General features: G+C 68.6%; 26 protein-coding genes. 14 read left to right on the top strand and 12 right to left on the bottom strand.

What is annotated here, in order from left to right; translation table 11 throughout:
• Positions 1 to 183: 183 nt before the first annotated feature.
• Complete coding sequence (locus BM345_RS16920; protein ID WP_093381320.1) at positions 184 to 2,382, bottom strand: malate synthase G; 2,199 nt, start codon at positions 2,380 to 2,382, stop codon at positions 184 to 186.
• 175 nt (positions 2,383 to 2,557) lie between these two features.
• Positions 2,558 to 3,310, bottom strand: a complete 753-nt coding sequence (locus BM345_RS16915) for an IclR family transcriptional regulator (RefSeq protein ID WP_093381318.1) — start codon at positions 3,308 to 3,310, stop codon at positions 2,558 to 2,560.
• Positions 3,311 to 3,428: 118 nt separating this feature from the next.
• On the opposite strand from BM345_RS16915, the gene BM345_RS16910 reads away from it, so the two are divergent.
• Genes BM345_RS16910 through BM345_RS16895 form a run of 4 tightly spaced genes read left to right on the top strand, consistent with a single transcriptional unit; the run spans position 3,429 to position 7,148 of the window.
• Positions 3,429 to 4,364, top strand: coding sequence for a hydroxymethylglutaryl-CoA lyase (locus BM345_RS16910; protein WP_093381316.1), 936 nt, complete (start codon positions 3,429 to 3,431; stop codon positions 4,362 to 4,364).
• Positions 4,361 to 5,563, top strand: a complete 1,203-nt coding sequence (locus BM345_RS16905; RefSeq protein WP_093381315.1) for a CaiB/BaiF CoA transferase family protein — start codon at positions 4,361 to 4,363, stop codon at positions 5,561 to 5,563. The genes BM345_RS16910 and BM345_RS16905 overlap by 4 nt, the downstream gene beginning before the upstream one ends.
• Before the next feature lie 41 nt (positions 5,564 to 5,604).
• Positions 5,605 to 6,699, top strand: coding sequence for a LysR family transcriptional regulator (locus tag BM345_RS16900; protein ID WP_093381313.1), 1,095 nt, complete (start codon positions 5,605 to 5,607; stop codon positions 6,697 to 6,699).
• On the top strand, positions 6,696 to 7,148 hold the full coding sequence (locus BM345_RS16895) for a DUF2214 family protein (RefSeq protein WP_093381311.1): 453 nt from the start codon (positions 6,696 to 6,698) through the stop codon (positions 7,146 to 7,148). The genes BM345_RS16900 and BM345_RS16895 overlap by 4 nt, the downstream gene beginning before the upstream one ends.
• A 57-nt stretch (positions 7,149 to 7,205) precedes the next feature.
• Here BM345_RS16895 and BM345_RS16890 read toward each other — a convergent pair whose 3' ends face one another.
• Positions 7,206 to 7,472, bottom strand: coding sequence for a hypothetical protein (locus BM345_RS16890; RefSeq protein ID WP_093381310.1), 267 nt, complete (start codon positions 7,470 to 7,472; stop codon positions 7,206 to 7,208).
• A 133-nt stretch (positions 7,473 to 7,605) separates the two neighbouring features.
• On the opposite strand from BM345_RS16890, the gene argS reads away from it, so the two are divergent.
• The 6 genes from argS to BM345_RS16860 all read left to right on the top strand — a co-directional run bounded on the left by argS (position 7,606) and on the right by BM345_RS16860 (position 13,970).
• Positions 7,606 to 9,288 carry an arginine--tRNA ligase gene (argS, locus tag BM345_RS16885; RefSeq protein WP_093381308.1) on the top strand — a complete coding sequence of 561 codons (1,683 nt, stop codon included), beginning with the start codon at positions 7,606 to 7,608 and terminating at the stop codon, positions 9,286 to 9,288.
• An 11-nt stretch (positions 9,289 to 9,299) separates the two neighbouring features.
• Entirely contained in the window at positions 9,300 to 10,019 is a 720-nt protein-coding gene (locus BM345_RS16880) for an SPOR domain-containing protein (RefSeq protein WP_093381306.1), read from the top strand.
• Between the two features lie 76 nt (positions 10,020 to 10,095).
• Entirely contained in the window at positions 10,096 to 10,749 is a 654-nt protein-coding gene (locus BM345_RS16875; protein ID WP_093381305.1) for a thiol:disulfide interchange protein DsbA/DsbL, read from the top strand.
• A 143-nt stretch (positions 10,750 to 10,892) separates the two neighbouring features.
• Complete coding sequence (gene lptA / locus BM345_RS16870) at positions 10,893 to 11,558, top strand: lipopolysaccharide transport periplasmic protein LptA (protein ID WP_254789776.1); 666 nt, start codon at positions 10,893 to 10,895, stop codon at positions 11,556 to 11,558.
• Positions 11,555 to 12,364 carry an LPS export ABC transporter ATP-binding protein gene (lptB, locus tag BM345_RS16865; RefSeq protein WP_093381302.1) on the top strand — a complete coding sequence of 270 codons (810 nt, stop codon included), beginning with the start codon at positions 11,555 to 11,557 and terminating at the stop codon, positions 12,362 to 12,364. The genes lptA and lptB overlap by 4 nt, the downstream gene beginning before the upstream one ends.
• Positions 12,365 to 12,383: 19 nt before the next feature.
• Positions 12,384 to 13,970: an RNA polymerase factor sigma-54 gene (locus BM345_RS16860; protein WP_093381300.1), complete on the top strand. Its 1,587-nt coding sequence runs from the start codon at positions 12,384 to 12,386 to the stop codon at positions 13,968 to 13,970.
• A gap of 9 nt (positions 13,971 to 13,979) precedes the next feature.
• Here the strand turns inward: BM345_RS16860 and fic are convergent, their stop codons facing one another.
• Complete coding sequence (fic, locus tag BM345_RS16855; protein ID WP_093381299.1) at positions 13,980 to 15,122, bottom strand: protein adenylyltransferase Fic; 1,143 nt, start codon at positions 15,120 to 15,122, stop codon at positions 13,980 to 13,982.
• 76 nt (positions 15,123 to 15,198) lie between these two features.
• A complete protein-coding gene (locus BM345_RS16850; protein ID WP_093381298.1) occupies positions 15,199 to 17,055 on the bottom strand; it encodes a hybrid sensor histidine kinase/response regulator in 1,857 nt (618 codons plus the stop codon).
• Between the two features lie 39 nt (positions 17,056 to 17,094).
• On the opposite strand from BM345_RS16850, the gene BM345_RS16845 reads away from it, so the two are divergent.
• Positions 17,095 to 18,366 carry a THUMP domain-containing class I SAM-dependent RNA methyltransferase gene (locus tag BM345_RS16845; RefSeq protein ID WP_093381296.1) on the top strand — a complete coding sequence of 424 codons (1,272 nt, stop codon included), beginning with the start codon at positions 17,095 to 17,097 and terminating at the stop codon, positions 18,364 to 18,366.
• A gap of 11 nt (positions 18,367 to 18,377) precedes the next feature.
• Here BM345_RS16845 and BM345_RS16840 read toward each other — a convergent pair whose 3' ends face one another.
• Positions 18,378 to 19,391 (bottom strand): glycosyltransferase, encoded by a 1,014-nt coding sequence (locus BM345_RS16840; protein WP_093381295.1) that lies wholly within the window; start codon positions 19,389 to 19,391, stop codon positions 18,378 to 18,380.
• A 102-nt stretch (positions 19,392 to 19,493) separates the two neighbouring features.
• On the opposite strand from BM345_RS16840, the gene BM345_RS16835 reads away from it, so the two are divergent.
• On the top strand, positions 19,494 to 19,949 hold the full coding sequence (locus BM345_RS16835) for a PIN domain-containing protein (RefSeq protein WP_093381293.1): 456 nt from the start codon (positions 19,494 to 19,496) through the stop codon (positions 19,947 to 19,949).
• A gap of 14 nt (positions 19,950 to 19,963) precedes the next feature.
• On the opposite strand, the gene BM345_RS16830 is transcribed toward BM345_RS16835, so the two are convergent.
• The gene (locus tag BM345_RS16830) at positions 19,964 to 20,389 is read right to left on the bottom strand and encodes an FHA domain-containing protein (RefSeq protein WP_093381291.1); all 426 of its coding nucleotides are present in this window, start codon (positions 20,387 to 20,389) and stop codon (positions 19,964 to 19,966) included.
• A gap of 108 nt (positions 20,390 to 20,497) precedes the next feature.
• The gene (locus BM345_RS16825) at positions 20,498 to 21,424 is read right to left on the bottom strand and encodes a BUD32 family EKC/KEOPS complex subunit (RefSeq protein WP_093381289.1); all 927 of its coding nucleotides are present in this window, start codon (positions 21,422 to 21,424) and stop codon (positions 20,498 to 20,500) included.
• Between the two features lie 122 nt (positions 21,425 to 21,546).
• Between BM345_RS16825 and BM345_RS16820 the strand changes: the two genes are divergently transcribed.
• Both BM345_RS16820 and BM345_RS16815 read left to right on the top strand, forming a co-directional pair.
• On the top strand, positions 21,547 to 22,341 hold the full coding sequence (locus tag BM345_RS16820) for a UPF0149 family protein (protein WP_093381288.1): 795 nt from the start codon (positions 21,547 to 21,549) through the stop codon (positions 22,339 to 22,341).
• Positions 22,342 to 22,463: 122 nt separating this feature from the next.
• Positions 22,464 to 22,859, top strand: a complete 396-nt coding sequence (locus BM345_RS16815; RefSeq protein ID WP_093381286.1) for a YciI family protein — start codon at positions 22,464 to 22,466, stop codon at positions 22,857 to 22,859.
• Positions 22,860 to 22,872: 13 nt separating this feature from the next.
• Here BM345_RS16815 and BM345_RS16810 read toward each other — a convergent pair whose 3' ends face one another.
• The 4 genes from BM345_RS16810 to BM345_RS16795 form a co-directional block, all read right to left on the bottom strand.
• On the bottom strand, positions 22,873 to 23,211 hold the full coding sequence (locus BM345_RS16810) for a GNAT family N-acetyltransferase (protein WP_093381285.1): 339 nt from the start codon (positions 23,209 to 23,211) through the stop codon (positions 22,873 to 22,875).
• Positions 23,201 to 23,701 carry a CinA family protein gene (locus tag BM345_RS16805; protein ID WP_093381457.1) on the bottom strand — a complete coding sequence of 167 codons (501 nt, stop codon included), beginning with the start codon at positions 23,699 to 23,701 and terminating at the stop codon, positions 23,201 to 23,203. The genes BM345_RS16810 and BM345_RS16805 overlap by 11 nt, the downstream gene beginning before the upstream one ends.
• A 26-nt stretch (positions 23,702 to 23,727) precedes the next feature.
• Positions 23,728 to 24,288, bottom strand: a complete 561-nt coding sequence (locus BM345_RS16800; RefSeq protein WP_093381283.1) for a phosphatidylglycerophosphatase A family protein — start codon at positions 24,286 to 24,288, stop codon at positions 23,728 to 23,730.
• Between the two features lie 104 nt (positions 24,289 to 24,392).
• Positions 24,393 to 24,815 carry a YciI family protein gene (locus BM345_RS16795; RefSeq protein ID WP_093381282.1) on the bottom strand — a complete coding sequence of 141 codons (423 nt, stop codon included), beginning with the start codon at positions 24,813 to 24,815 and terminating at the stop codon, positions 24,393 to 24,395.
• Between the last annotated feature and the right edge of the window lie 118 nt (positions 24,816 to 24,933).

The following is a 24,933-nucleotide window of genomic DNA, read 5'->3' as shown; positions in this document are numbered from 1 at the left end:
CCGGCACTCGTGGAGCCCGCACCACCACGAGTGCCAACCGTGTCCGATCGTGAGGGCCGTCGAAAAATGTACAGCATGCCAGTGCGCGGCGTCGATCGTGCGAACCCTGCCCGAGGCGCGATGGCAAGAGAAGAAAAAAAAGCGCCCCGCGGGGCGCTTTCATTCAGTGGGCGAACAGGCGGCTCAGGCGCCGGCCTTCACCTTCAGGCGCCAGGCGTGCAGCAGCGGCTCGGTGTAGCCGCTGGGCTGCTCGATGCCCTTGAACACCAGGTCCTGCGCAGCCTGATAGGCCGCGCTGGTCTGGAAGTTGCCGGCCATGTTCTTGTACAGAGGGTCGCCTGCGTTCTGCTGGTCAACCACCGCGGCCATGCGCTCGAAGGTGGCGTTGACCTGTTCCTTCGTGACGACGCCGTGCAGCAGCCAGTTGGCGATGTGCTGGCTGGAGATGCGCAGCGTGGCGCGGTCTTCCATCAGGCCCACGTTGTGGATGTCGGGCACCTTGGAGCAGCCCACGCCCTGGTCGATCCAGCGCACCACGTAGCCCAGGATGCCCTGCACGTTGTTGTCCAGCTCGGCCTGCTTGTCGGCATCGCTCCAGTTGGCAGTGGCGGCGATCGGCGGCTGCAGCAGGTCGGCGAGGATCGCGTCGCGCTCGGTGTCGGCGTCGATCTTTTCCAGCTCCTTCTGCACTTCGGCCACGTTGACCTGGTGGTAGTGCAGCGCATGCAGCGTGGCGGCGGTGGGCGAGGGCACCCAGGCGGTGTTGGCGCCGGCCTTGGGGTGGGCGATCTTCTGCTTGAGCATGTCGGCCATCAGGTCGGGCATGGCCCACATGCCCTTGCCGATCTGCGCCTTGCCGCGCAGGCCGCAGTTCAGGCCGGTGAGCACGTTGCTGCGCTCGTAGGCAGCGATCCACTTGGTGCCCTTGATGTCGCCCTTGCGCAGCATCGGGCCGCCCTGCATGGCGGTGTGCATCTCGTCGCCGGTGCGGTCCAGGAAGCCGGTGTTGATGAAGGCCACGCGCGAGGGCGCGGCGGCGATGCAGGCTTGCAGGTTCACGCTGGTGCGGCGCTCCTCGTCCATGATGCCCAGCTTCACGGTGTTGGCCGGCAGGCCCAGCACCTGCTCGACGCGGCCGAACAGCTCGTTGGCAAAGGCCACTTCGGCGGGGCCGTGCATCTTCGGCTTGACGATGTAGATGCTGCCGGTGCGCGAGTTGCGGATGCCGTTGGCGCCCTGGCCCTGCAGGTCGTACATGGCGATGGCGGTGGTGATGACCGCGTCCATGATGCCTTCGGGAATCTCCTTGCCGCCGTCCCAGAGGATGGCCGGGTTGGTCATCAGGTGGCCCACGTTGCGCACGAACATGAGCGAGCGGCCGTGCAGCTTGACCTCGCCCTGGCCGCTGGGCGCGGTGTAGACGCGGTCGGCGTTCAGGCGGCGGGTGAAGGTGCTGCCGCCCTTGGCCACTTCCTCGGTCAGCGTGCCTTGCTGGATGCCGAGCCAGTTGCTGTACGCGAGCACCTTGTCTTGCGCGTCCACCACGGCCACCGAGTCTTCCAGGTCGAGGATGGTGGAGAGGGCCGCTTCCAGCACCACGTCGCTCACGCCCGCGGGGTCGGTCTTGCCGATGGGGGTGCTGCGATCGATCTGGATGTCCAGGTGGATGCCGTTGTGCTTGAGCAGCACCGACGTCGGGTTGGCTGCATCGCCCTGGTAGCCGGCGAAGGTGGCCGGGTCCTGCAGGTGCGTGCTGCTGCTGTGCAGGGCGACGACCAGCTGGCCGTCCTTCACGCTGTAGCCGGTGGCGTCCTTGTGCGAGCCGTTGACCAGCGGGGCGGCCTGGTCGAGCACCTCGCGCGCGAAGGCGATGACCTTGGCGCCGCGCACCGGGTTGTAGCCCTTGCCCTTCTCGGCGCCGCCTTCTTCGGAAATGGCGTCGGTGCCGTAGAGCGCGTCGTACAGCGATCCCCAGCGCGCGTTGGCGGCGTTGAGCGCATAGCGGGCATTCAGGATGGGCACCACCAGCTGCGGGCCAGCCTGCAGGGCGAGTTCGGCGTCCACGTTCTCGGTGGTGGCCTTGGCGCCCTTGGGATGCGGCTGCAGGTAGCCGATCTTTTCCAGGAAGGCGCGGTAGGCGGGCATCGCCTCGGCGCCGATCGGGCCGGGGTTGGCCTTGTGCCAGGCATCCATCTCGGCCTGGAGGCGGTCGCGCTCGGCCAGCAGGGCGGCGTTCTTGGGCGCCAGGTCGGCGACGATGGCGTCGAAGCCCTTCCAGAACTTCTCGCTGGAGAGGCCTGCGCCGGGGAGCACCTTCTCCTCGATGAAGCGGTGCAGTTCGGTGGCCACTTGCAGGCCGTGGACGTTGGTGCGTTGGGTCATGGGACGGGCTTCCTGACTGTAGGTAGGCGGGAGATGAAGGCGGAATCGCTCGGTGTGCTGCCCACGCTGAAAGGCGGACTGCCACGGCTTTGTCTGTGTACCGGTACTTTATTTGATACCGGGCCGGGCATTAAGAGCCCATGAAGTCAATGATTGATGACAAATATGCGGGTAATCAGACGCGCCCGGCCAGTTTTGCTGCTGCTTCGCGCACGGCCGGGATGGCGGCCGGGTCGTAGCGGTGGGCCGGCATGGTGAGCGTGACGGCACCGGCCAGCGATCCGTCCGCGTGGAAAGCGGGGGCGGAGATGCCGGCGAGGTCCGGGCTGCGGTCGCCCACCAGGGCGCAGCAGCCCTGGGCGCGGATGGCTTCATAGAGCGCGCGATCCTGCGCAGAGAGGTCCGGCGGCAGCGGCTCGGGGCCAAAGGCGATCAGCACCCGTGCGCCCGCGCCGCGGTCGGCCGGCAGCAGGTCGCCGGGCCGCACGTGGTCGCGCAGCACCTGCGGCGAATCGACCCGGTACAGGCACAGGCGCGCCCAGTCGGGCAACTGGCCGGGCCGCGGCTGGCGCACGTGATAGGCCGCGCTTTCGCCGGTGGCGGCGACCAGGGCGTGCAGCACGGGCATGACCACGGACTCGAGCGAGGCGCTCTCCGTGTAGAGCGAATGCAGTCGTACCACCTGGGGGCCCAGCGTGTAGCGCCCGTCTTCCCGTCGCTGCACCAGGCCGGCATGTTCCAGCGAGGCCAGCAGGCGCAGGACCGTGCTCTTGTACAGCTGCGTGCGCTGCGCGAACTCGGCCAGCGAGAGCCCGTCGTCGCCGGGCCTGTAGGCGGCGAGCAGGCTCAGGGCGCGGTCCACGGCGGCGGCGCCACCCGGGGCGGCATCGCGGTCGGAGGCGGATTCGATTCGGGCTTTGCGGGGCATGCGGAGGGGCCTTGCCTTGACAGGGAGTCGGGCGGGACAGAGAATTCCAACTATCAGAACGTCATTCTATGAGACAGAACGTTCTGGGCAACTCCTTTTTCACCCTTCCAGGAAATCCATGCCCCAGGTGCTGATCAGCGAAGTCGGCCCGCGCGACGGCCTGCAATCGGTCAAGGCCACCATGCCCACCGAACACAAGCTGCGCTGGATCGACGCGCTGCACGCGGCCGGCCTGCGCGAGATCGAGGTCGCCTCCTTCGTGCCCGCCCGGCTGCTGCCGCAGATGGCTGATGCCGCCGAGGTGGTGCGCCATGCCATCACGCTGCCCGGCCTGGTCGTGATGGCCTTGGTGCCCAACCGCAAGGGCGCTCAGGCCGCGCTCGATGCAGGCGTGCACAAGCTCACCATGCCGGTGTCGGCGAGCCCGGCCCATTCGCTGGCCAACGTGCGCAAGACACCCACCGAGATGGTGGAGGAAGTGCGTGCCATCTCCGAGTTGCGCCGTGAACTCGCGCCCCAGGTGCGGCTGGAAGCCGGCATCTCCACTGCCTTCGGCTGCACCCTGCAGGGCCTGGTGGCCGAGGACGACGTTATCCGTCTCGCGGTGCAGTGCGTGGAGGCCGGCGCCGACGACGTGGGCCTGTCGGACACCGTGGGCTATGCCAACCCGGCGCAGGTGCGGCGGCTGTTCCGCCGCCTGCGCGCCGAGATCGGCGTTCATGCGGGTGCGGCCCACATGCACAACACGCGCGGCCTGGGCATCGCCAACTGCCTGGCCGCCTTCGACGAAGGCGTGCGCACCTTCGATGCATCCCTGGGGGGCCTGGGCGGCTGCCCCTATGCACCGGGCGCCTCGGGCAACGTGGTTACTGAAGACCTGGTCTTCATGTTCGAGGCGATGGGCGTTTCAACCGGCATCGACCTCGACAAGCTGCTGGCCGCTCGCGCGCCGTTGGCCGCAGGACTTCCCGGCGAGCCGGTCTACGGCATGACGGCCGAGGCCGGCCTTCCCAAGGGCTTCGCGCCCACCACTTCGACACAGCAACAAGCATGAGCCAGGACGCATCCCCCGCACCCCTGCCCTACGCGGGCATCCGCGTCGTCGAGTTCACCCACATGGTCATGGGCCCCACCTGCGGCCTGCTGCTGGGCGACCTGGGCGCCGAGGTCATCAAGGTCGAGCCCATCGAGGGCGACAGCACGCGCCGCCTGCTGGGCTCGGGCGCAGGCTTCTTCCCCACCTTCAACCGCAACAAGAAGAGCATCGCGCTGGACCTGAAGAAGCCCGAGGGCATCGAGGCCGCGCTGCGCCTCATCGCCAGCGCGGACATCGTCAGCGAGAACTTCAAGCCCGGCACCATGAAGAAGTTGGGCCTGGACTACGAGACGCTCAGCCGCATCCACCCGCGTCTCATCTACGTCAGCCACAAGGGCTTCCTGCCCGGCCCCTACGACCACCGCACCGCGCTGGACGAGGTGGTGCAGATGATGGGCGGCCTGGCCTACATGACCGGCCGCCAGGGCGACCCGCTGCGCGCGGGCACCAGCGTGAACGACATCATGGGCGGCATGTTCGGCGCCATCGGTTCCATGGCGGCGCTGCGCCAGCGCGAACTCACCGGCAAGGGCTGCGAGGTGCAATCGGCGCTGTTCGAGAACAACGTGTTCCTGGTGGCGCAGCACATGATGCAGTTCGCCGCGACCGGCAAGGCCGCCGACCCCATGCCCAGCCGCATCTCGGCCTGGGGCATCTACGACGTGTTCACCGTCAAGGACGGCGAGCAGATCTTCCTGGCGGTGGTCAGCGACAAGCAGTGGGCCGTGTTCTGCCAGGCCTTCGAACTGATGGACCTGCACGCCGACCCGCGCCTGGCCACCAACAACGACCGGGTGCGCGCACGCGACTGGCTGATGCCGCAGCTGCGCTCGCGCCTGGCGGACCGAAGTGCCGCCGAGCTGGCCGCCGCCTTCGAGGCCAACGAGCTGCCCTTCGCGCCCATCACCCAGCCGCAGGCGCTCTTCGACGACCCGCACCTCAACGCCACCGGCGGGCTGGCGCCGGTGCGCATGAACGACGGCAGCGAATCGAAGGTGCCGCTGATGCCCTTCACCCTGGGCGGCGAGCGCCCCGGCATCCGCCTGCAGCCGCCGCGGCTGAACGAGCAGGGCACCGAGCTGCTGCGCGAGGCCGGCTACAGCGATGAGGAGATCGCGGCGCTGGTCGACAAGGGCATCACCGCGCCCGCGCCCTGAGCGGGACCGGGCCGTCCGGCGGCTCGGGATAATCGCGGCCGATGGACCGCCTCAAGCAGCTCGAATCCTTTGTCGCCATTGCCACCCGCGGCAGCCTCACCGCGGCTGCCAAGGCCGAGGGCGTGGCGCCGGCCATCATGGGCCGGCGGCTCGATGCGCTGGAGGAGCGGCTGGGTGTGAAGCTGCTGCTGCGCACTACGCGGCGCATCACGCTCACGCATGAAGGCAGCGCCTTTCTGGAAGACTGCCAGCGCGTGCTGGTGGAACTGGCCAATGCCGAGGCCAGCGTGAGCGCCGGCGGCGTCAAGGCCAGCGGCCACCTGCGCATCACGGCGCCCGCGGGCTTCGGCCGCCGCCATGTGGCGCCGCTGGTGCCGCGCTTCCACGCCATGCATCCCGAAGTGACCATTTCGCTGAACCTGAGCGACCGCGTGATCGACATGGCCGGCGAGAACTTCGACTGCGCCGTGCGCGTGGGCGACCTGCCCGATTCCTCGCTGGTGAGCATGCGCCTGGCCGACAACAGGCGCCGCTGCGTGGCCACGCCGGCCTTCCTGCGCCGCCACGGCACCCCGCGGCATCCCAGCGACCTCTCGCGCTTTGCCTGCCTGACCTTATCCAGCGACGCCTCGCAGACCCGTGGCTGGGCGTTCCGCGTTCCGCGGACCGCCCAAGGGGCGGACTACGAAAGCGGCCTGGCGGCCGCGCGCGTTCCGCGGACCGCCCAAGGGGCGGACTACGAAAGCGGCCTGGCGGCCGCGCGCGCTCCCGATGGCGACTCTGCGGAGTACGAGGTGATCCACCTCAAGCCCACCGGCCCGCTGGACTGCTCCGATGGCCAGGTGCTGCACGACTGGTGCCTGGCGGGCCACGGCATCGCCTGGCGCAGCACCTGGGAGGTGGAGGCGGAGATCGACGCTGGCCTGCTGGTGCCGGTGCTGGACGAATTCGCCGCGCCGCCCAACGGCATCTACGCGGTGTTCCCGCAGCGCAAGCACCTGCCGCTGCGGGTGCGCCTCTGGCTGGACTTCCTCAAGAGCGAATATGGCCGGCCCGAGTACTGGGGCCGCACGGGCACAATCGCGCCCGCCGCCTCGGCATCGACCCAGACTTCCACAAGAAAGCGAGCACGATGACTCTAGAAGCAATCCTGGCGTACGTTCACTTCCTGGCCATCCTCACCATGGTGGTCTTCATTTCCAGCGAGGCGGCGCTGTGCCGCGTGGAGTGGCTCAACAAGGCGGTGGTGGAGCGGCTGGCGCGCGTGGACGCCATCTACGGCATGGCGGCGATCCTGGTGCTGGCCAGCGGCATCGCGCGCACCATCTGGGGCGTGAAGGGCTCGTCCTGGTACTGGACCAACCCGCTGCTGCACGTGAAGCTCACGCTTTTCATCATCGTCGGGCTGATCTCGATCTTCCCGACGCTGACCTACATCCGCTGGCGCCGCCAGGTGCGCGAGAGCGGCACGCTGCCGGCCGAGGCCGAGGTGCGCAAGACGCGCAAGCTGGTGATGATCCAGGCGCACATCCTGGTCGTGATCCCGCTCTTCGCCGTGTTCCTGGCGCGCGGCTTCGGCAAGTAGGCAAAAAAAGGGCCCGCACTGGGCGGGCCTCGTTCTTGATCTGCGGCGGAAGGCCGATCAGCCCTTGGTGTCGGCCTCGCACTTCTTCATGAAGCTGTTCTTGGCCGCGCCGGCCAGGGCCTTGCCGTTCTTGTCCACGGCCTTGGGCTCGCAGGCTGCGGCGGCCGTTTCCTTCTGGCATTTCTTCATGAAGCTGGTCTTGGCGGCGCCGGCCAGCGGCTTGCCGTTCTTGTCGATCGCCTTGGTGTCGCAACTGTCGGCGGCGTGGGCGCTGCCCATGGCCAGGAAGGCCGCCATCGCGAAGAGGGGGAGAAGCTTTTTCATCAGTTGTGTCCTCGAAGGGTGGGTTGGAAAAAAGCCGGCCCCCGGGCAGGGGCTGCCCATCCTAACGGGGCAGGGGCGCACCCGGATGACGCCCGGATGGATGCCCAGACCCACCCCCCGATAAAATCGGCGGATGCTATTGGTCAAACAGGAGCTGCTCGCCGCACTGGCGGACACGCTCGAATCCCTCTCGCCTGGCGCCGGCGCCAAGGCGGCCTTCGAATCGCCCAAGGTGGCCGCACATGGCGACTACGCCAGCACGGCTGCCATGCAACTGGCCAAGCCGCTGGGGCGCAAGCCGCGCGAGCTGGCCCAGGACATCAGCGATGCCCTGATGCAGACGCCGGCCTACCGCCAGTGGGTCGACGCCATCGAGATCGCCGGCCCGGGCTTTCTCAACATCCGCCTGAAGACCGCCGCCAAGCAGCAGGTGGTGCGCGAGGTGCTGCAGGCCGGCGCGGCCTTCGGGCGCCAGGGCGCTCCGGCCGAAGGCGCCGAGCGCGTGCTGGTCGAGTTCGTCTCGGCCAACCCCACCGGCCCGCTGCACGTGGGCCACGGCCGCCAGGCAGCGCTGGGGGACGCCATCTGCAACCTGCTGGAGACGCAGGGCAAGTCGGTGTATCGCGAGTTCTATTACAACGACGCGGGCGTGCAGATCCAGACCCTGGCCAACAGCACGCAGCTGCGCGCCAAGGGCCTCAAGCCTGGCGACGCCGGCTGGCCCGAGCAGGCCTACAACGGCGACTACATCGACGACATCGCCAAGGACTTCGTGGTCAAGGCCACCGTGAGTTCGGACGACCGCGAGTACACCGCCAGCGGCGACATCGAGGACCTGGATTCCATCCGCCAGTTCGCCGTGGCCTATCTGCGCCACGAGCAGGACCTGGACCTCAAGGCCTTCAACGTCCGCTTCGACAACTACTACCTCGAGTCCAGCCTCTACACCAGCGGCCGGGTCGCGGACGCGGTGAAAAGGCTGGTGGACGCCGGCAAGACCTACGAGCAGGACGGCGCGCTGTGGTTGAAGTCGACCGACTACGGCGACGACAAGGACCGCGTGATGCGCAAGTCCGACGGCAGCTTCACCTACTTCGTGCCCGACGTGGCCTACCACATCGCCAAGTGGGAGCGCGGCTTCCACAAGGTGGTGAACATCCAGGGCACGGACCACCACGGCACCATCGCCCGCGTGCGCGCCGGCCTGCAGGCCGCGGGCGTGGGCATTCCCGCCGGCTACCCCGACTACGTGCTGCACACCATGGTGCGCGTGGTGCGCGGCGGCGAGGAAGTGAAGATCAGCAAGCGCGCCGGCAGCTACGTCACGCTGCGCGACCTGATCGAATGGACCAGCACCGACGCGGTGCGCTTCTTCCTGCTCAGCCGCAAGCCCGACACCGAATACACCTTCGACATCGACCTGGCGCTGGCGCAGAACAACGACAACCCGGTGTACTACGTGCAGTACGCGCATGCGCGCATCTGCTCGGTGCTGACGGCCTGGGGCGGCGACACCGCCGTGCTCGAGGGCGTCGACCTCTCGGCGCTGGAAAGCCCCGCCGCGCAGGCCCTGATGCTGATGCTGGCCAAGTACCCGGCCATGCTCACCGGCGCGGCCGCCGACTTCGCGCCGCACGACGTCACCTTCTACCTGCGCGAGCTGGCCGCCAGCTACCACAGCTACTACGACAGCGAGCGCATCCTGGTGGACGACGAGAAAGTGAAGCTGGCGCGCCTCGCGCTGGTCGCCGCCACCGCACAGGTGCTGCACAATGGCCTGGCGGTGCTCGGTGTGAGCGCACCACGCAAGATGTAAGCGAAAAGTAGATGGCGAAGACCAAGAAATCCAGACAAGGTGGCAACACCTTCATCGGCCTGATCATCGGTATCGTGATCGGCCTGGGCGCTGCGCTCGGCATTGCCGTGTACGTGACCAAGGTGCCCATTCCCTTCGTCTCCAAGACGAACCGCAACACGGCCGAGCAGGACGAGGCCGAGGCCCGCCGCAACAAGGACTGGGACCCGAACGCGCCCCTGGCAGGCAAGGCCGGCGCGGCCAGGCCGCCGGCACCGCCCGCTGCTCCCGCGGCCAGCAGCAATGCCCCCGCCGCCGGCGGCAGCATCGCCGGCGTCACCCCCTCCACCAGCCCGCCGGTGCCGGTGGTCGTACCGCCCAAGGGCAAGCCGGCGTCGCCCGCCGGCGTCAGCCCCGATTCGACCGACCCCATCGGCGACCTCGCGCGTGCCCGCTCCGGCGGCGGCGGCACCAACGTGGCGTCGGCGGCGCCTGCGGCCCCGAACGCGGCCGACCCCTTCATCTACTTCGTTCAGGCCGGCGCCTACCGCAGCACCGACGACGCCGAGGCCCAGCGCGCCAAGCTCTCGCTGATGGGCGTGGAGGCCAAGGTCACCGAGCGCGAGCAGGCCGGCCGCACCGTCTACCGGGTGCGCGCGGGTCCCTTCTCCAAGAAGGACGATGCCGACCGCCTGAAGGAACGGCTGGACAGCGGCGGCCTCGAAACCGCCCTGGTCCGCGTCCAACGCTAAACCCACATGACTGCGGGGGGCGCGGAACTTCGCGCTCCCGGCGGGCTCTGTCAGCCGCACAGGAGAAACAATCCAAATGAAACGTCGTGATTTTTCGCTGGCCGCCGCGTCCGCCGGACTGGCGCCTTTCGTCGCCAGCACCGCCGCCCACGCCCAGGCCGCCGCATTCAAGGCCGGCACCGACTACATCGCGCTGCGCAAGCCCGCGCCGGTCGATGCCCCCGCCGGCAAGGTCGAGGTGGTCGAGTTCTTCTCGTACAACTGCCCGCACTGCGCCGAGTTCGAGCCCCAGCTCGAAGCCTGGATCAAGAAGCTGCCCCCGCACGTGGCCTTCCGCCGCATCCCGGTGGCCTTCGTCGGCAACGACGTGGAAAGCAAGCAGCGCCTGTACTACACGCTCGAGGCCATGGGCAAGGTCGACGAGTTCCAGAACAAGATCTTCCAGGCCATCCACAAGCAGCGCCAGCCGCTGTTCGGCGATGCCGCCATCCTGGACTGGGCCACGAAGCAGCCCGGCCTGGACGGCCAGAAGTTTGCCGAGATGTACAAGTCCTTCACCGTCTCGGGCAAGGTCAAGCGCGCCACCCAGCTGCAGAACGACTACCAGGTCGGCGGCGTCCCGGCCCTGGGCGTGGCCGGCCGCTACTACATCGACGGCGAGCTGTCGCGCAGCATGGACCGCGCCCTGCAGATCACCGACTACCTGATCGGCGAGGCCCGCAAGGGCTGATGCGGGACCCGGGCCGGCGCCTGCGCGCGCCGGCTTCGACGAAGAGCCCGCTCCGGCGGGCTTTTTTCATCGGGGTCTTTGACAATTGCACCCTACAATGGGTGCAGCAAGTTTCGTGCCCTATGACATTTCCCCCTGTTTCTATGCCCTCGGTCCGGCCCCTTCGCCGGCTCGCCTGCGCGGCCCTCGCCGCCTTCCTGGCACTGGGTGCCGCCGGCCTGGCCCAGGCCGAAAAGGCCGACCGCGACAAGCCCATGAACATCGAAGCCGATTCGATGCGCTATGACGACCTCAAGCAGGAAAGCGTCTTCACCGGCAACGTGGTGGTCAACAAGGGCACCATCGTCATCCGTGGTGCCCGCATCGACGTGCGCCAGGACCCCGAGGGCTACCAGTACGGCGTCGTCACGGCTGCGCCGGGCAAGCTGGCCTACTACAAGCAGAAGCGCGACGGCCCGCCCGGCAGCGACGAATGGGTCGAGGGCGAGTCGGACGTGATCGAGTACGACAGCCGCGCCGACAACGTGAAGTTCATCCGCAACGCGGTGATGCGCCGGCTGGTGAGCGGCAAGATCAACGACCAGACCACCGGCCCGCTGATCGTCTACGACCAGAGCAAGGACACCTTCAGCGTGGAGGGCGCCCCGCCCGCTCCCGGCAGCACCGCTGCCGGCGGTGGCCGCGTGCGCGCCATCCTCACGCCCCAGCCGGGCGCCAATGCGCCCGGGCAGAAGCCCGCGGCGCCCGCGCCGGCGCCCGGCAAGGGACTGCGGCCGAGCACCACGCTGGGTGGCGAGGGCGGCAAATGATCGATCGCGCAGGCACCGATTTCGAACCCACAGGCAACGGCCGCAACGGCACCGCCAGCCGCCTCCAGGCCCGTGGCCTGAAGAAGACCTATGGCAGCCGCACGGTGGTCAAGGACGTTTCGCTGGACGTGCAGAAGGGCGAAGTGGTGGGCCTGCTGGGGCCCAACGGCGCCGGCAAGACCACCTCCTTCTACATGATCGTGGGCCTGGTGCGCGCCGACGACGGGCTCATCAGCATCGACGGCGAGCCCATCGAGCACATGCCCATCCACCGCCGCTCGCGCATGGGCCTGAGCTACCTGCCGCAGGAAGCGTCCATCTTCCGCAAGCTCAACGTGGCCGACAACGTGCGCGCCGTGCTCGAACTGCAACGCGAGCCCGATGCGAAGGGCACGCTTCAGCCGCTTTCCAAGGCGCGCATCGAGGAGCGCCTGGACGAGCTGCTGGCCGACCTGCGTGTGGACCACCTGCGCGACTCGCCCGCGCTGGCCCTGTCGGGTGGCGAGCGGCGCCGGGTGGAAATCGCCCGGGCCCTGGCCACGCAGCCGCGCTTCATCCTGCTGGACGAGCCCTTCGCCGGCATCGACCCGATCGCGGTGATCGAGATCCAGCGGATCATCAGCTACCTGAAGGAGCGCGGCATCGGCGTGCTCATCACCGACCACAACGTGCGCGAGACGCTGGGCATCTGCGACCACGCCTACATCATCAGCGACGGCCACGTGCTGGCGCAGGGCACGCCCACGGAGATCGTGGACAACGCCGACGTTCGCCGGGTCTACCTGGGCGAGCACTTCCGGATGTAAGGGCGGCGCGAAGACATCCATGAAGCAAGGCCTGTCGCTGCGTGTATCGCAGCATCTCGCACTCACACCGCAGCTGCAGCAGTCGATCCGGCTGCTCCAGCTGTCCACGCTGGAGCTGTCTCAGGAAGTCGAGCAGATGCTCGACGAGAACCCTTTCCTGGAGCGCACCGGCGACGAAGCCGCCCGCGAGGAATTCGGCCTGGACAGCGCGGACGCCACCGGCGCGCGCGACGTGCGCGACGAGGAGGCCGCCGGCCTCTCGGCCATGAACGGCGCCGATGGCGTGAGCACCATCGCCGCGCAGGACGCCGAGGTCACCACGGCCGAGGCGCCGCCGGAATCGGCGGATGCCGAGCCCGACTGGGAAGGCGACGGCACCATCGACGTCTCGCCCGACGACAGCGAGTGGGGCGGCGACGCGCCTGCGCGCACCAACAACATCGACGACGACCGTGCCGATGCCACCGAGCTGGCGCGCAGCCAGGAGTCGCTGCAGGACTTCCTGCACCGCCAGGCCCTGGGCCTGCGCCTGTCCGAGACCGACCGGGCGGCGCTGCGCTTTTTGATCGAGTCGCTCAACGAGGATGGCTACCTGGAAGATTCGCTGCCCGCCCTGGCCTCCGGCCTGGCGGGCGACGACAACGACCAGTTCGACGAGCTGGTGCACCGCTTCCAGGTGGCCCTGGGCCTGCTCCAGAGCCTGGAGCCCGCCGGCGTGGGCGCGCGCGAGCTGGGCGAGTGCCTGGCCATCCAGCTGCGTGCCCTGGCGCACGAGGACGAGGAAGACGACGAGGCCGAGGTGCGCAAGGTCGCGCTGGCCATCTGCAAGCAGCCGCTCACCCTGCTGGCGCGGCGCGACTTCAAGCGCCTGGCCACGTTGACGAAGAGCAATGAGGACAAGGTGCGCTCGGGCATGCAGCTCATCGCCAGGCTGGAGCCCAAGCCGGGCCGGCGCTTCGTGAACGTGGAGCGCAACATCGTGGTGCCCGACGTGATCGTCTCGCGCGTGGGCGGCGGCGCCAACGTGAAGTTCCGCGTGCAGCTCAATCCCGACGTGATGCCGCGCCTGCGGGTGCACGACATCTATGCCGGCGCGCTGAAGGCGCACAAGGGCGAGGGCAGCCAGGCGCTGAGCCAGCGACTGCAGGAGGCGCGCTGGTTCATCAAGAATATCCAGCAGCGCTTCGACACCATCCTGCGCGTCTCCAACGCCATCGTGGAGCGGCAGAAGAGCTTCTTCGTCCACGGCGAGCTGGCCATGCGCCCGCTGGTGCTGCGCGAGATCGCCGACGAGCTGGGCCTGCACGAATCCACCATCAGCCGCGTGACCACCGCCAAGTACATGGCCACGCCCTACGGCACGGTGGAGCTCAAGTACTTCTTCGGCTCCGCCCTGGGCACCGAGACGGGCGGCAATGCCTCCAGCACCGCGGTGCGGGCGCTCATCAAGCAGTTCGTGGGCTCGGAAGACCTGAAGAAGCCGCTGTCGGACAGCCAGCTGTCGGACATGCTCAAGGAACAGGGCATCGAGTGCGCCCGGCGCACCGTGGCCAAGTACCGCGAGGCGCTGCGCATCGCGCCGGCGAACCTGCGCAAGGCGCTTTGACGGGCGGGCTCAGGCGTAGGCACTGACGTGGTTGTCGTCCTGCTTCAGGAGCTGCATCAGCTTGGGGTGGATGAACAGTTTTTCTCGCCCGGCGATCTGCTCGCTGAGAATGCCTACGCCGACGAGGTCTTGAAGGTAGCGTGATGCGGCCTGCCGCCGCCCGATGCCTTTGTCGACGAGGTTGCCAATGCGGCAGTAGGGCTGCTCGAAAAGCACTTCGACCAGTTCGTGGCTGTAGATCTTGGGCAGGCGCCGCCTGAGATGGTCGGCGGTCTGCGCTTGAAGTTGGCGCAGCGCGGCGATCTTCGCCGTGGTCCAGTACGCGGTTTCTTCGACAGCGCGCAGCATGTAGATCACCCACTCTTCCCAGGCCGAAGCACTGGTCACTTCCGCCAGCAGCCGGTAGTAGTCGGCTTTGTGGTGGATGATGTAGCGGCTCAGATAAAGCACCGGAAGCGTCAGCAGCCTCTCCTGGATGAGCATGAGGATGTTCAGCACGCGCCCGGTGCGCCCGTTCCCGTCGGTGAAGGGGTGGATGGCCTCGAACTGATAGTGCGCGACTGCCATGCGGACCAGCGGGTCCAGCTGCGGTTGCTCGTGGATGAAGCGCTCCCAGTTGGCCAGCAGATTGCGCAGCAGGGATTCACCTTCGGGCGGCGTATAGATCGCCTGCTTGCTTCGGTCGTTGATCAACTGCGTGCCCGGCGTGCGCCGTACTTCCATCTCCACGCCCTTGATGGCGCTGCAGATGTCTACGGCAGTGCGGGTGGTCAGCGGCCGTTCGCTGAGCGACTGGAAGCCCTGATAAAGCGCGGTGCGGTAGCGAAGCGCTTCCTTGGTGGCAGGGTCGGCCTGGCCTTCTCCGTCGTCGGCATAGCGGAACAGCTGGTCGGTCGTCGTGACGATGTTCTCGATCTCCGAACTGTCCTTGGCCTCCAGCAGCGGGATGGTGTTGATCAGTACCGAGGGATTGGGAATCAGGAGGGTGGCCTGTTTCAGTTCGGCCAACGCGGCGCGTGCGGCGATGCACTGCTTGAGGATGGCTTTGCTCTCGAGATCGACGCCCGGAGGCAAAGTCGGCAAGGCGTTGTACGGGCGCTGAGGCTGCCATGCGGTAGGCAATATGTTCGAATTTTTGTGTTTTGGCGACATATTCTCAGCATATGTCGCTGCCGAGAACAGATCAAGATAATCTGTTCTCAAAACCCGTTTTCTGCGACATATCGCCTCAACCCGTCGCCGAGGCCGCCGCCAGCACCGCCCGCAGCGCCCCCGGCTGCACCGGCTTGCGCAGGGCATGCCAGCCGCGCTCGCGCGCCAGGGCGCTGGTGGCCTCGTCGATGTCGGCCGACACCAGCGCGATGGACAGTCCCGGCATCTGGTGCTGCAGGCGCTTGGCCAGGGTGACGCCGTCGGTGTGGCCGGGCAGGCGGATGTCGCACAGGGCGAGGTCCACGCCGTGCAGGTCGTCTGCGCCGTTCTTGAGCAACTCGTCCGCGCTGGCATAGACGCGCGGCCGGGCGCTCCACTGGCGCAGGATAGCGGCCAGGCCCTCGGCCACCACCGCGTTGTCTTCCACCACCAGCACCGACAGCCCGGGGCGCAGGTGTGAAACGGGTGCCGTTGCCTGCAGCCGGCCCAGGGGCGCAGGCGCCGATGCCGGGGCCGCCCGCGACCCCGGCGCGTCCTGCGGCGCCGCGGGCAGGGTGAAGGCAAAGACCGAACCCCGGCCCGGCGCGGAGCGCAGGTCGATCTGCGTGTCCAGGCGCTGCGCCAGCCGGCGCACGATGGCCAGTCCCAGCCCGTGGCCGCGCCGCAGGTTGCGCTCCAGGTTGCCCACCTGCTCGAAGTCCTCGAACACGCGCTCCTGGTCCTCGGCCGCGATGCCGATGCCGTTGTCGCGCACCTCGATGCGCCAGAGTGCCCCGCGCCGCCGCACGGCGACCAGCACGCGGCCGCGCAGCTGCGGCGAGAACTTGAGCGCGTTGTCGACCAGGTTGCCGACCATGCGGCGCAGCGCCACCGGGTCGCCCCAGGCCACGGCTTGGGCCGGGCAGCGCACCATCACGCGCTGGCCGTTGCCCGCGGGCCGTGCGAACTCGGCCAGCAGCGGCGACAGCGCGAGCGGGCCCGGCGTGAGCGGGTCGGCCGCGGCCTCGATGCGGCCGATTTCCAGCAGCTGCTGGGTCAGGCCCTCGAGCGCCGCCTGCGCACGTCCCAGGGCGGCCAGGGTGGACTGCAGCTGCGCCGCGCCCGCGCCCTCGCGCAGCTGCTGCTGCAGCACCTCGGCCTGCAGCCCGATGGCCATCACCGGCTGGCGCAGGTCGTGGTTGGCCGCGGAGAAGAAGCGCAGCCGCTCGGCCTGGGCCTGCTGGGCCGCCTGAAGGCCGGCCAGCGCCTGGGCGCGCAGGGTGCTCTCGTTGTGGCGCTGGGCGATGGAGTCCTCCAGCTTGCGCGAGCGCTCGGCCACCAGCCGCCCCATCATCACCAGCATCGCCACCCCGAGCGCGGCCACCACTTTCATGGGCGGCGTGCCGAAGGCCAGGCCCATCAGGATGACTGGCGTCAGCAGCAGGCAGATGCCCATCTGCATGGTGCGGGCCACGTATGACACCGAGAAGACCGAGGAAAGCGTCATGCCCAGCATCACCAGCCCGAGCAGCAACTGCGCCTGCGGATCGCTCGGGTGGAACAGCAGGATGCCGGCCAGCCCTTGCGTGCCCTCGTAGATGCCGATGCGAATCGTGTGGGTGCGCAGCTGGCCGGGCACCTCGGCAGGGCTGAGCACTTCCGGCAGCCGCTGCGGAAACAGCGCCCGCCAGCTGGTGGTGAGCGCGATAAGGGCCAGCCACAGCCCTGCCATCAGCGCCGAGTACTGCCAGGCGAAGAGGGCGGCCACGCCGCAGTCGAGCAGGAACTGGATGCCCAGGACGGTGGTGCTGGGCTGCGTGCTCAGGCGCAGCAGCTCGGCCTGGATGGCGAGGCGGTCGTCGTCCGTCGTCGTTGTCGTCGAGGCTGCCGTTGCAGAATGCGCCAACGCCTGCCCCTCGGCGGCTGAGGTGACGGGGACGGTCGATTGGGTCATCGGCGACTTCACTATAGAGGACGCGGCGACAATCGGGAGATGAATTCGCTGCAACTGTTCCTGCCTTGCGCCGCCGGCGTCGAAGACCTGCTGGCGCAGGAAGTGCACCGGCTCACCGGCCTGGCGGGCGACGACCTGATGGTCGCGCGCGCCGGCGTCTTCGCACGCGCCAGCTGGCGAGACGCGATGCAGTTGAACCTGCATGTGCGCCTGGCGCAGCGCGTGCTGGTGCAGCTCTCGCAATCGCTCTACCGCAACGAGAACGATCTCTACCAGGCCGCCAGCGCGGTGGCCTGGGAGAACTGGTTCACGGCGCGCCAGACCTTCAAGATCGAGACCACGTCGCAGCACAGCCCGCTGACCAGCCTGAACTTCGCCACGCTGCGCATCAAGGACGCGATCGCCGACCGTTTCCGCGCCAAGGCCGGCGGCGTGCGGCCCAGCATCGAGACGCAGTGGCCCGACGTGCGCGTGTTCGCCCACCTGGCCACCGACCAGCTCACGCTGTACATTGACACCAGCGGCGAGCCGCTCTTCAAGCGCGGCTGGCGCACCGACAAGGGCGACGCGCCGCTGAAGGAGACGCTGGCTGCCGCCATGCTCGCGGCCAGCGGCTGGTGGAACCCGGAGACCGGCGAGGTGTCGCCCCAGCCGCTGTACGACCCCTGCTGCGGCAGCGGCACCATTCCCATCGAGGCGGCGCAGATTGCCGCCGGCATGCCCGCCGGGGGCCAGCGGCGCTTCGGCTTCGAGAAGCTGCTGCCCTTCCAGGCGCATGTGTGGCAGGGCATCAAGCAGGAGGCGCAGGAGAGGACGGCCGCCGTGGCGCAGGCCGTGCCAGTGTTCGGCTCCGACGTCTCGCACCGCATGGTGGATTTCGCGCAGCGCAATGCCGAGCGCGCCGGTGTCTCAGCCCTGGTACAGCTGCGCGGCGGCGATGCGCTGCAGCGCATGCCGCCGGCGGAGGCGGGCGTGATCATGCTCAACCCGCCGTACGGCGAGCGCATCGAGGTGGGCGGCGTGGCGCGTGCCGGGGGCGGCGCCGGCGCGCGCGACCGTGGCGCGCCCGCTGCGCCCGCGGCACCTGGCGGCCGCGAAGCCGCGCAGACCGAGGACGGCGGCGAGTTCTTCGCGCAGCTTTCGGCGCACTGGAAGAAGAATTACGCGGGCTGGACCGGCTGGGTGCTCACGCCCGACCTCAAGCTGCCATCGAAGATGCGCCTGAAGGAGTCGCGACGCGTGCCGATGTGGAACGGCCCGATCGAGTGCCGGCTGTTCCGCTTTGATCTCAAGGCGGGCCGCTTCAACTGAGGAGCGGGACGCTAGCGCGCCGACACCGACACGGCCATGTCCCTGAGCAGCGAGCGCCATCGCTGCGAGCCATCGTGCACGTTGCGGTAGCCGCCGCTTGCGAACATGGCCAGGCTGCGCAGGGGTGCCAGGCCGCGGCTGCCTTCATAGATGGCGCCCCGCCGGCGCAACTGGGCCAGTGCCCGCTCGCAGGTCGCGATGGCCCTGGCGCGCTCGAAGGCCGGAAAGTCCCTCTCGCACTGGATGGGCAGCGACTTGACGATCTGCACCATGGCTTGGGTTGCCGTGATGTAGACGGTGTTCTCCGCTTGCAGCGTCGATGTCGGCTTGCCCTTCAGACCTCCGGCGGATTTGCCGTAGAGGTTGCGCCCGTGCTGGCGATAGGCCACCAGCGGCTCGGCGATTTCCACCGTGCGGCCCAGCACTTGCGCCAGAAAGAAGGCCCACCGGTCGTGCGCGATCAGGTGGCGGGGCGCGATGTAGTCGACGAATCGCTGCTCGGGACCCACCAGCCCCAGCACCCGCCGGTCCACCAGCATCGAGAAGCCCCAGAAGGTGCTCCACAGGTCGTAGGCCAGAGGATCCTTCGTGCAGGTCCGCAAGATGCCCTGGTGGAAGGGACCGATGGGCGCGTCGTTGCTGTCGATCAGCGTGGCCTGGTGCACGATCTGCGTCACGCCGGGCGTTGCCATGTGGACGGCGCAGCGCTCCAGCTTGTCCTGCCGCCAGATATCGTCCTGGTCGCAAAAGGCGATCCAGTCGCCGCGCGCCTCCCGGACCGCGCCCAGGAAGTTGTCGCGAAAGCCCTTTGCGCTGGGGTTCCTGAAGTGGCGGACCGGTAAGGGGACGCGCGCCGCAAATGCTTCGACGATCTCGTTGGTGCGGTCGGTCGAGCCGTCGTCGGAGACGATCAGTTCGTCCGGCGCGCGGGTCTGCTGCGCCAGGCTTTCAAGCTGCTTTTCCAGGAACGCCTCGCCGTTGAAGGTGGCGAGCACAACCGAAAGGGTGGGGGATGATGTGGGCATCGCTGTCCCAGGGGTGGGTCTATCGAGCAGCCAGCGTAGTGGCAAGTTCGGTGCCAGGCCGTCCACCGGCCCGGGATGTTTACTTCGAGTGGTAACCGCAGAATGAAAGACCCTCTTCAGATTCCGCCCATGGCGTCGCTCGTGGTGCTGGACACCAACCTGGTCCTGGACCTGCTGGTGTTCGACGACTCTGCCTGTGTGCCCCTGCGCGAGGCCCTGGCGCGTTCGCAGCTGCGCTGGATCGCCACCGCCGCGATGCGCGAGGAACTGGCGCGCGTGCTCGGCTACCCGCTCATCGTCACGCGGCTGGAGCGCACGGGCCGCACGGCCGCCGGGGTGCTGGCGGCGTTCGACGCACAGGCGCACGCACTGCCGTTACCGCCCGCGGCCCCCTGCCGTTGCGACGACCCGGACGACCAGGTCTTCATCGACCTGGCGGTGGCACACGGCGCGCGGCTGCTCAGCAAGGACCGCGCGGTGCTTGTCTTGCGCAAACCCCTGGTGGATCTGGGCGTGAAGGTGTCGGCGCACTTCGCCGAAGAGGGCGATAACGCCTGAGTGGGGTGGCGGGCCTAGTGGCTGCGCTGCAGGAGGCTGCCGCGCACGTCCGCGCGCTCCGTCTCGTAGTCCCAGTCGTCCCAGCCGGGCGCGCTGGTGTCCAGCGTGGGCGCGGTCAGCAGTCGCATGGCCTCGTCCTCGCTCAGCACCTGGTCCTGCGCCACGTAGCGCAGCTCCACCGTACCGATTTCGATGGAGTCGCCGTGCGCCAGCTGGTGGCGGTCGATCAGCTCGCCGTTGACCAGGGTGCCATTGAGGCTGTGCATGTCGATGATGAAGACCTTGGGGCCGTCCACTTCGATGACGGCATGCGCACGGCTGGCGCGCTTGGAGTCGAGCACGACGTCGCTGCTGGGGCTGCGGCCAAGCGAGACGGAGGGCAGGGCGATCGGAATCTGCCGGACCTGGCCTCGGGCGTCCATGAGAATGAGTTGGGGCATGGTGGTGGTGGCCTCCCTGGCACACGCGAATTGCTGTGGACAGACGTGGCATCTTCCTTGCCGCGGCGCCGCAATTCAATCCACCTTATTGGGTAAGCACGCGATCAATTAGTAACGGGTTGGTGCAACGAAAAGCTGCCCGTTCAGGCTGTACCAGCGTGCCAGCAGGCTGGCTGCGGTGCGCACCCGCTGGGTGTCGCGGCCCCAGCGCCGGCTCTTGGGCAGGCGGCGCAGCCAGCGCATGCGACGCGCGGCCTGGAGCAAGCGCTCGCGCACCGCGTCGCTGGCGTCGGCCTGCACCGCGTGCCAGTGGGCGCCGGCCTGCTGCGGCGCGGCCGCATGCACCAGCATGGCGGTGGAATGCAGGTAGCTGAGCCAGTCGCGCGCCTGGCATTCGTCGATTCCCAGGGCTTCGCCCGGATCGTCCTCGAAGTCGATGTAGCCGATCACGCCGTCGGGGCACATCACCAGGTTGCGGTCGAAGGCCTGGCTCAGGTAGCAGCCGCTGGCATGCACCCGCGCGATGGCGTCCAGCCCCTCTCGCCATGCGCTCATCAGGGCGGCCGGGCCGGCAGCGGCGGCCAGCTCCAGGCGCTCCTGCACCACCACCGTGCTGCGTCCACTCTCGCCCAGGTCGGAGATCAGCAGGCCGTCGGCCTGCTGCGCCAGCACCTTGGGCACCCGCAAGCCGGCCTCGGCCAATTGGCGTAGGCGGCGCGCCTCGATGGCGATGGCGGCCTCGCCGCCGGGGTTGGGCACGGGCTTGAGCACTTCCAGCCGGAACAGGCCGGCCAGTACGGCCATGGCCCGATAGCGGGCCATGCCGTGGCGCGGACCCGCCTTCTTGAGCCAGACCCGCTCTCCGGAAAGGCGGTGGCTGGCCACCGCCTTGTCCTGCTGAGGCAGGGTCACCTGCAGGAAGCCGGCGTAGTCCGCCGGGCCGGGCAGGGGCACTTCCGCCTCCAGGGGAGCCGGCGCGGAGGCCAGGCCTTTGCGCGACGAATAGCGGGTCGCGCCGGGTCTCAGGCTGCTCATACGCGCAGGCGTGGCGCGGTGCGCAGTCGTCGTCCGCGGTGGAATAAGGGAAGGAATCGGTTGGTCACGTTGGAGGGCCTCGCCCTGCTGCATCATAGAGGGCTCTGCCCGCGCGACCCAAGATGACGACCCCTGCCCCCAGCCCCTCCTCTTCCCCCGACACCGGCCTCCTGGGCCCCGAAGACTTCGACGCCCTCGATGCCGAACTCGACGCCATGCGCGAGCAGGACGAGGAAGTCCCCCAGTGGGAATTCTGCGAAGGCTTCATGGCGGCGCTGATCTGCACCCGCCGCGAAATTCCGCCCGCCGAGTACTGGCCGGTGCTCTTCAACGACTTCGTGCCCGCCCGGCACATGGAATTCATCTGGCGCTGGAAGCGCCGCTGGGCCGAGATCGAGCACAGCCTGGACGCCGACGTGCAGGCGCTGGACGACGAGCAGTGCTTCCAGCCCGAGGTGCTCGACACCCGCGGCGCCATCGCCGCCCTGCCGCCCGAAGAGCAGGAAGACGTGCCCGGCGACGCCATTCCCTCGTACGCACAGGTGTGGGCGCTGGGCTTCATGTACGCGGTGGAGAACTGGCCCGACGACTGGGCGGCGCCGCGCGACAGGGAGGCGGCCGACATGCTCGACGCCGCGCTCGACGACATCGTGGCCCTCACCGAGGACGACAAGGGCCAGCCCGCCTTCTCCATGTACGCCGAGGACGGCCCGCCCACCGTGAGCCAGGAGCGCCTGGACGACCTGGGCGCCGCCATCTGGGCGGTGTACGACCTGCGCCAGCTGTGGCGCAGCCTGGGCCCGAAGGTGGAGACGGTGCGCAAGGAGCCCACGCCCGGCCGCAACGACCCCTGCCCCTGCGGCAGCGGCAAGAAGTACAAGAAGTGCCACGGGGCCGGTGCGCCCGAGGCTGAATAAATCACCGGCAGCCTGTCGATTTCGCGCCCGCCCGTTCGACGTGGGGGTGGGACGCGCGAAATCACCGGCTGTTGCATGCGTCGCGTGCCCTTCCCTTCATCCCACTCTCCAAAGGAAGAACCATGCGATTCATGATGCTGATGATCCCCAAGGGCTACGAAAGCGCCGCGCCCGGCACCATGCCCAGCGCCGACGCCGTGGCCGCGATGAGCCGCTACAACGAAACCCTGCAGAAGGCCGGCGTGCTGCTGGCGCTCGACGGCCTGCACCCGCCCTCGATGGGCGCGCGCGTGAGCTTTGCCGGCGGCAAGCCCAAGGTGACCGACGGCCCCTTCAGCGAGGCCAAGGAAGTGCTGGGCGGCTACTGGATGATCCAGGTGAAGTCGCGGGAAGAGGCCATCGCCTGGGCCTCGCGCTGCCCAGGCGGCGAGAACGAGGTGATCGAGGTGCGCCAGGTGCAGGAGTGGGACGACTTCCCGCCGGACGTGCAGGACGCGCTGCGCCCGTCCGCGTCCTGAAGCAGCGCGACGACTAGATCTTGAAGGCCCGCTGCACGTCGGGTCGCACCAGGTCCACGTACTGCTCGCGGTGCTTGCGGATGTAGCCGGCGATGAACTGGCAAACCGGAATCACCTGCTTGCCCTGACTGCGCACCTCGGCCAGCACATGCTTGGCCAGTGCCGAGCCCACGCCCTGGCCTTCGAAGGCCTCGAGCACCTCGGTGTGGGTGAACATCAGCGCCTCGCTCAGCACGTTGTATTCGACATAGCCGGCCAGCTGGCCGTTCTTCGTGGCCTCGAAGCGGTGCTGCGCGGTGTTTTCCTGGATGACCAGCGCGTCGCCGGACTGGGTGGTGTTGCTATCGCTCATCGGGACGTGTTCCTGAAATCGATTGGACAAGGGTTTGAAGGGCGTAGTGGACGGTGGCGGCGCGCACCGCGGCGCGGTCGCCGTCGAAGCGGCGGCGTTCCGTGCGCGTGGGCTGGCCCTTCACCGACCAGCCGAACCAGACCGTGCCCACGGGCTTCTCGGCGCTGCCACCGGTGGGGCCGGCCACGCCGGTGACGGCCACGGCCGCCTGGGTCTTCGAATGCGCCAGCGCGCCTTCGGCCATGGCCCGCGCCACCGGTTCGCTCACCGCGCCGTGCGTGGCGATGAGCTGGGCGTCCACGCCCAGCAGTTCGTTCTTGGCCTCGTTCGAATAGCTGACGAAGCCGCGCTCGAACCATTCGCTGGAGCCGGCCAGGTCGGTGCAGGCGCCGGCGATCAGGCCGCCGGTGCAGCTCTCGGCGGTGGCCATCATCCATTGCCGCTCGCGCAGCAGCTGGGCCAGCAGGGCCACGAGGGCGGGGGTGTTCATCGAGGTGGTGTCGATCATGGCTGGATTCACGCGAAGAAGAAGCGCCACAGCGCAATCACCAGCAGCGTGCAGAAGGCGGCCACGATGTCGTCGAAGAGGATGCCGAAGCCGGCTGCGGCCCAGCGCACGCGGCCGGGTGCGGCGTCGCGCTGCTTGAACAGGGCATCGGCCCAGCGCACCGGGCCCGGCTTGGCCGCGTCGAAGTATCGGAACAGGCCGAAGGCGATGAGCTGCGCCAGCAGCCCGGCGGGCGCGATCAGCCACAGCACGATCCAGAAGGCCACCACCTCGTCCCACACGATGCTGCCCGGGTCGGCGATGCGCATGTGGCGCGCCGTGAGGGTGCAGGCCCACCAGCCGATGGGCAGCGAGGCCAGGATGACCCAGCCGATGGTGGCGGCGGACATCCAGCGCTGCATCGCGAGGAAGGCCACCCAGGCCCACAAGGTGCCGACGGTGCCGGGCGCGAGGCGCGACAGCCCGGAGCCGCAGCCCAGGGCGATGAAGTGCGCCGGATGCGCGAGCAGGAAGCGCACCGTGGGCCGCGCGATGGGCGCGCCGGCATCGGTCGCAGGAGGCGCAGGCATGGCGGGAACGGGATCAGGCATCGGTTCCGATGGTAGCCGGCCTGCCCCCGGGGCCGCACGGGGCCGCATGCCGAGGCGCCGGTGCGCCTTTCGCCGGGGGTGCCTCAGGCGCCGGCGATGCGCTCGCGCAGCCGGCGTTCCTGCTCGCCCAACTCGGGCGTGGTCAGCGCCTCGAACTCCGCGGCCGAGAAGATGGGGCGGATCTCGATCTCCGAATCGCCCACATGCGGGTTCGGGCAGCGCTTGACCCACTCGATGGCTTCCTCCATGGAAGCCACTTCCCACAGCCAGAAGCCGGCGATCAGCTCCTTGGCCTCGGCGAAGGGGCCGTCCACCACCGTGCGGCGGGTGCCCGAGAACTTCACCCGCGCGCCCTTCGAACTGGGGTGCAGCCCTTCGGCCGCCTTGATGATGCCGGCCTTCGCCAGCTCCTCGTTGTACTGGCCCATGGCGGCCATCAGCTTCTCGTCGGGCATCTGGCCGGCTTCGCTCGCCTCGTTGGCTTTGACAATGACCATGACTTGCATCGTTTGCTCCTTGGATGGTTGAGATCGAAGAAAAAAGAAGCCGGAGACTTTTCCGGTCTTCACAAGCACGTCGAACGAGGCGGCGGCGGATCGACAGATGGCGAGCCGCTTTTTTGTA

The organism is Variovorax sp. OV329 (assembly GCF_900114785.1).
In the GTDB taxonomy this organism is placed as follows: Bacteria; Pseudomonadota; Gammaproteobacteria; order Burkholderiales; family Burkholderiaceae_C; genus Variovorax.
This window is presented reverse-complemented; position numbering and strand designations above follow the sequence as displayed.